Origin of the sequence: Stenotrophomonas maltophilia (genome assembly GCF_047497515.2) — a bacterium.
GTDB lineage: Bacteria > Pseudomonadota > Gammaproteobacteria > Xanthomonadales > Xanthomonadaceae > Stenotrophomonas.
In genome coordinates this window covers 1-4379 of the sequence record NZ_JAXAXL020000026.1, presented here as the reverse complement: position 1 = coordinate 4379, position 4379 = coordinate 1, and the positions used below count along the sequence as shown (strand labels likewise).

5 protein-coding genes are annotated in these 4379 nt (G+C 68.6%); all 5 read left to right on the top strand.

What is annotated here, in order from left to right:
• Positions 1–91: 91 nt before the first annotated feature.
• Genes ACMZPQ_RS21670 through ACMZPQ_RS21650 form a run of 5 tightly spaced genes read left to right on the top strand, consistent with a single transcriptional unit; the run spans position 92 to position 4202 of the window.
• A complete protein-coding gene (locus ACMZPQ_RS21670; RefSeq protein ID WP_197584335.1) occupies positions 92–1306 on the top strand; it encodes an oxygen-independent coproporphyrinogen III oxidase in 1215 nt (404 codons plus the stop codon).
• 11 nt (positions 1307–1317) lie between these two features.
• A complete protein-coding gene (locus tag ACMZPQ_RS21665) occupies positions 1318–2094 on the top strand; it encodes a helix-turn-helix domain-containing protein (protein WP_008265167.1) in 777 nt (258 codons plus the stop codon).
• A 19-nt stretch (positions 2095–2113) separates the two neighbouring features.
• Positions 2114–2857, top strand: a complete 744-nt coding sequence (gene modA, locus ACMZPQ_RS21660) for a molybdate ABC transporter substrate-binding protein (RefSeq protein WP_197584337.1) — start codon at positions 2114–2116, stop codon at positions 2855–2857.
• 3 nt (positions 2858–2860) lie between these two features.
• Positions 2861–3544 carry a molybdate ABC transporter permease subunit gene (gene modB, locus ACMZPQ_RS21655; RefSeq protein ID WP_006449309.1) on the top strand — a complete coding sequence of 228 codons (684 nt, stop codon included), beginning with the start codon at positions 2861–2863 and terminating at the stop codon, positions 3542–3544.
• Positions 3534–4202: an ATP-binding cassette domain-containing protein gene (locus tag ACMZPQ_RS21650; RefSeq protein WP_197584339.1), complete on the top strand. Its 669-nt coding sequence runs from the start codon at positions 3534–3536 to the stop codon at positions 4200–4202. The genes modB and ACMZPQ_RS21650 overlap by 11 nt, the downstream gene beginning before the upstream one ends.
• The last annotated feature ends 177 nt before the right edge of the window (positions 4203–4379 follow it).

The following is a 4379-nucleotide window of genomic DNA, read 5'->3' as shown; positions in this document are numbered from 1 at the left end:
ATGCCGGCCAGCGGCCGGCATGAATCCGCAGATGCGCCGCGCTTGATTTCAATCAGGGCAACGCCAGGAGGGACGCCCGAAGATGTCTGCCATGAGCTTCCACGTCGACGAGAGTGAGGACACTGCGCTGCAGGCGGCATTGCTGCGGCAACCCCGGCATGTGCTGTTCCCGCCGGCTGACCAGTTCAGCACCGGCTTTGGGGAGAGCGGTTGGCGCGCGGCCGTGCGCGCCAGCAACGAGCACCTGATCCCGCGCGGCCTGACCCTGGGTTTCCAGGCCGGCCGCGGCGGCCGCGATGTGCCGGCGCAGGCCTATCTGGAGACACTGCTGCTGGCCCTTCGGCTGCAGGCAGCTGCCTTGGCGGAGGACCGCGAAGTGGTGGCGATGGTGCTGCAGCTGGGGTTGGCCGAGACGCTGCCACCGCCGCAGCTGGGCCAGCTGCTGGACGCGGTGCCGCAGCACCTGCGTACCGTGGCGCGCCCGCAGGTCGAGGTGCGATTGGATGCAGGCAGTGGATTGGCGCCTGCGCAGCTGCGCGCGGTGGGCTGTACCCGGCTGAACGTGATCGACCGCGCCGACGCACCCGGGCCCACCCTGTTGGCGCAGGCGCGACAGGTCGGCTTCACCGCGCGCTACTACCAGTTGCGGGTGCCAGCCTGCGAGGATGCCGGCTTCATCGAGCGCTTGCATGAAGTGCTGGCCGAAGCGCCGGAACGGATCCTGCTGCCGGCGCCGTGTGCGCTGCCGCAGCATCCATCCGCCGCGAACTGGCTGCAGGCCTGGCGCCTGCTGCGCGCGGCAGGCTATGAAGCCATCGGGGGCGATCACTATCAACGCGGCGACCTGCCGAACCCGCACGGGCCGGGCGATGGCCAGCGCCATTGCGACCTGGCGGGCGTGCCGCGCCGTGACCGCAGCGATTTCATTGGCCTCGGCCTGTCTGCCTGCAGCCAGATCGGCGAGGTGTTCTACCGGCTGGAGGACGAATGGGATCAATGGCGCGCTCGGCTGCAGGCCGGGCACATCGGCGTGTCCGCCGGCTTGATCCTGTCTGAAGACGAGCGGCTGGCGGCCGAGGTGGCGCAGAGCATTGCCTGCGACCATGCCCTCGATGCCGCCGCCTTCGAATGGCGCAACGATGCACCGTTCGAGGACTGCTTCGCCGCGCAGCTGCCGGCGCTGTCGCCACTGCTCGCTCGCGGCTGGGCGCAGTGGGACGCACGTGTGCTGCGCCTGGCCGAAGAAGGCCGCCTGCTGTGGCGTATGATGGCTGCATGCTTCCGGCCGGCGGCCGCCATCGCTTGAGTCTTGCCTCGATGTCTCCGAATCCGCCCTCGCACGGCCGCCTTCGCCAGGCGACACCGAATCCCGCTGCCGCCGACGACGGCGACGCACTGCATTTCTGCAGCACCTGCGCGTTCTCCGATGCCTGCATGTCGCAGGGGTATGACAAGACCGCACTGGGTGACCTGCATGTGCTGGTCGACCATGTCGGTCCGTTCCATGCCGGTGACTACATCTTCCGTGCCGGCGAATCGTTCGACTCGATCGCAGCGGTGCGCGCGGGCATGGTCAAGACCTTCGTCGATGACAGCCAGGGCAATGAACAGGTGCTGGGCTTCAGCCTGCCAGGCGAGGTGATCGGCCTGAACGCGATCCATGGTTCGCGCTTCCCCTGCAATGCGGTGGCGCTGGATACCGTGCACCTGTGCCGCATCTCGTTCCCCAAGCTGAGCCTGCTGGCCACGCGCATGCCGGGGCTGCAGGCCAAGCTGTTCAGCCTGCTCAGTGCGGAGATCGGCAAGGTCGCCACGCTGGCGGCCAACCACCGCACCGAAGAGCGCATGGCTGCGTTCCTGCTGGACATGTCCGAACGTTATGCGCGGCGCGGATTCTCCGCCACGCGCTTCAACCTGACCATGGCGCGGACCGAGATCGCCAACTACCTGCGGATGGCGCCGGAAACCGCCAGCCGCGTGCTGCGCCGCCTGAGCGATGATGGGATCATCGCGGTGAAGCAGCGCGAGATCCTGTTGTTGCAGCCCGAGCGCCTGGCGGCGCTGGCGGTGGCTGACGAATCCGATCCGAACTGAACCTGGCCAGGAGCCGATGATGAAGCGAGCGGGACTGTTGTTGCTGGGATTGCTGGCCACGGTGCCGGCCTGGGCAGCCGACCTGACGGTGTCGGCGGCATCGAGCCTGACCGAGAGCTTCCGTGAACTGGGCGCCGCCTACGAGAAGGCGCACCCGGGGACCAAGGTCGATTTCAACTTCGCCGCCTCGGGCGTGCTGCTGCAGCAGATCAGCCGCGGCGCACCGGTGGACGTGTTTGCGTCGGCCGATGAAACCACGATGGACCAGGCCCAGCAGCAGGATCTGTTGGCAGCGGGCACCCGCGAGGTGTTCGCGGTGAATGCGCTGTGGGTGGTCGTGCCGCCGCAGGCCAAGGCCGCGCCGCGCAGTTTGAAGGACCTGGCCGGTGCCAGCGTGCAGCGCATTGCACTGGGCAATCCGGACAGTGTGCCGGTCGGCCGCTATGCCAAGGGCGCGCTGGAAGCAGCGGGCCTGTGGCCGTCGGTGCAGGGCAAGACCATCACCACGCAGAACGTGCGCCAGTCGCTGGATTACGTGGCGCGTGGTGAAGTGGACGCCGGCTTCGTCTATGCCACCGATGCGCAGGCGATGCCCGACCGGGTGCGCCGTGCCTTCGCGGTGCCGGTGGCGGGGCGCATCGCCTATCCGCTGGCGGTGACCAAGGCCAGTACGCAGCCGGCCGAAGCCAAGCGCTTCACGGCATTCGTGCGTTCGGCACAGGGCCAGGCGATCCTGGCCAAGCACGGGTTCGGCAAGCCCTGAGGCATGGATCTTGACTGGAGCGCACTGGGGTTGTCGCTGAAGGTGGCCGGTTGGGCCACCGCGATCAACCTGGTGCTGGGCGTGGCGTTGGGCGCACTGCTGGCGCGTCGGCGCTTTCCTGGCCGCGAGCTGCTGGATTCACTGCTGACCCTGCCGATGGTGCTGCCGCCGACAGTGTTGGGCTATTACCTGCTGGTGCTGATCGGCCGCAATGGCCCGATCGGCGCGTGGCTGCAATCGTGGTTCGGCATCAACCTGGTGTTCACCTGGCAGGCGGCGGTGATCGCGGCGGCGGTGGCCTCCCTGCCGCTGGTGTTCAAGCCGGCACGCGCGGCGTTCGAGGGCGTGGACGGGCAGCTGGAGCAGGCTGCGCGCACGCTCGGCGTGTCCGAAGCGGCGGTGTTCTTCCGGGTCACGCTGCCGTTGGCCTGGCGCGGCATTCTTGCCGGCCTGCTGCTGGCCTTCGCGCGTGCGATGGGCGAGTTCGGTGCGACGCTGATGGTGGCCGGCAGCATTCCGGGCCGCACGCAGACGCTGTCGATCGCCATCTACGAAGCGGTACAGGCCGGGCAGGATGGCAAGGCCAATGCGCTGGTGATCCTGACCTCGGTGGTCTGCATCGTGATCCTGTTGCTGGCCGCGCGGTTGGTCGGCGGACGCCGCCGGGAGCTGCGTGATGTGGCTTGACCTGCAGGTGCAACGGCGCCTGCAGGCGGCCGGACAGGATTTCGTGCTGGACGTGTCGCTGCAGTGCTCGCAGCGGCAGGTGGTGCTGTTCGGGCCCTCGGGCGCGGGCAAGAGCCTGACATTGAAGGCGGTGGCCGGGCTGCTGCGGCCCGGCCAGGGCCATGTGCGCGTGCAGGGGCAGACCCTGTTCGATGCGGCCACCGGCGTGGATCTACCGCCGCAGCGCCGCCGGCTGGGCTACGTGTTCCAGGACTATGCGCTGTTCCCGCACCTGAGCGTGCGCCAGAACGTCGCGTTCGGGCTGCAGAAGGGCTGGTTGAATCCACGCAGCAGCCAGCGCTTCGATGCGGTGGAGCAGTGGTTGCACGCCTTCCGCATCGACACGGTGGGCGATCTGCTGCCGTCGCAGGTCTCCGGTGGCCAGCGCCAGCGCACCGCCCTGGCGCGCGCCCTGGTGACCCAGCCGCAGGCGCTGCTGCTGGACGAACCGTTCTCCGCGCTGGACCACGACCTGCGCCAGCACCTGCGGCAGGAACTGGAGACGGTGCTGGACAGGACCGGCATCCCGTTGCTGCTGATCAGCCATGATCCGCAGGACGTGGCCGTGTTCGGCCAGCAGGTGGCCCGCGTGGTGGATGGCCGCATCATCGGCGAGTGATGCGTGATGGACGCAGTGGCGATGGTGGGTTGCATCTGATGGTAGTGCCGGCCGCTGGCCGGCAACCATGGCATCCGGAGCAGCCGGCCAGCGGCCGGCTCTACCGCGTCGGGGGTTTTGCGGCATCTGATGGTAGTGCCGGCCGCTGGCCGGCAACCAAGGAATCCGGAGCAGCCG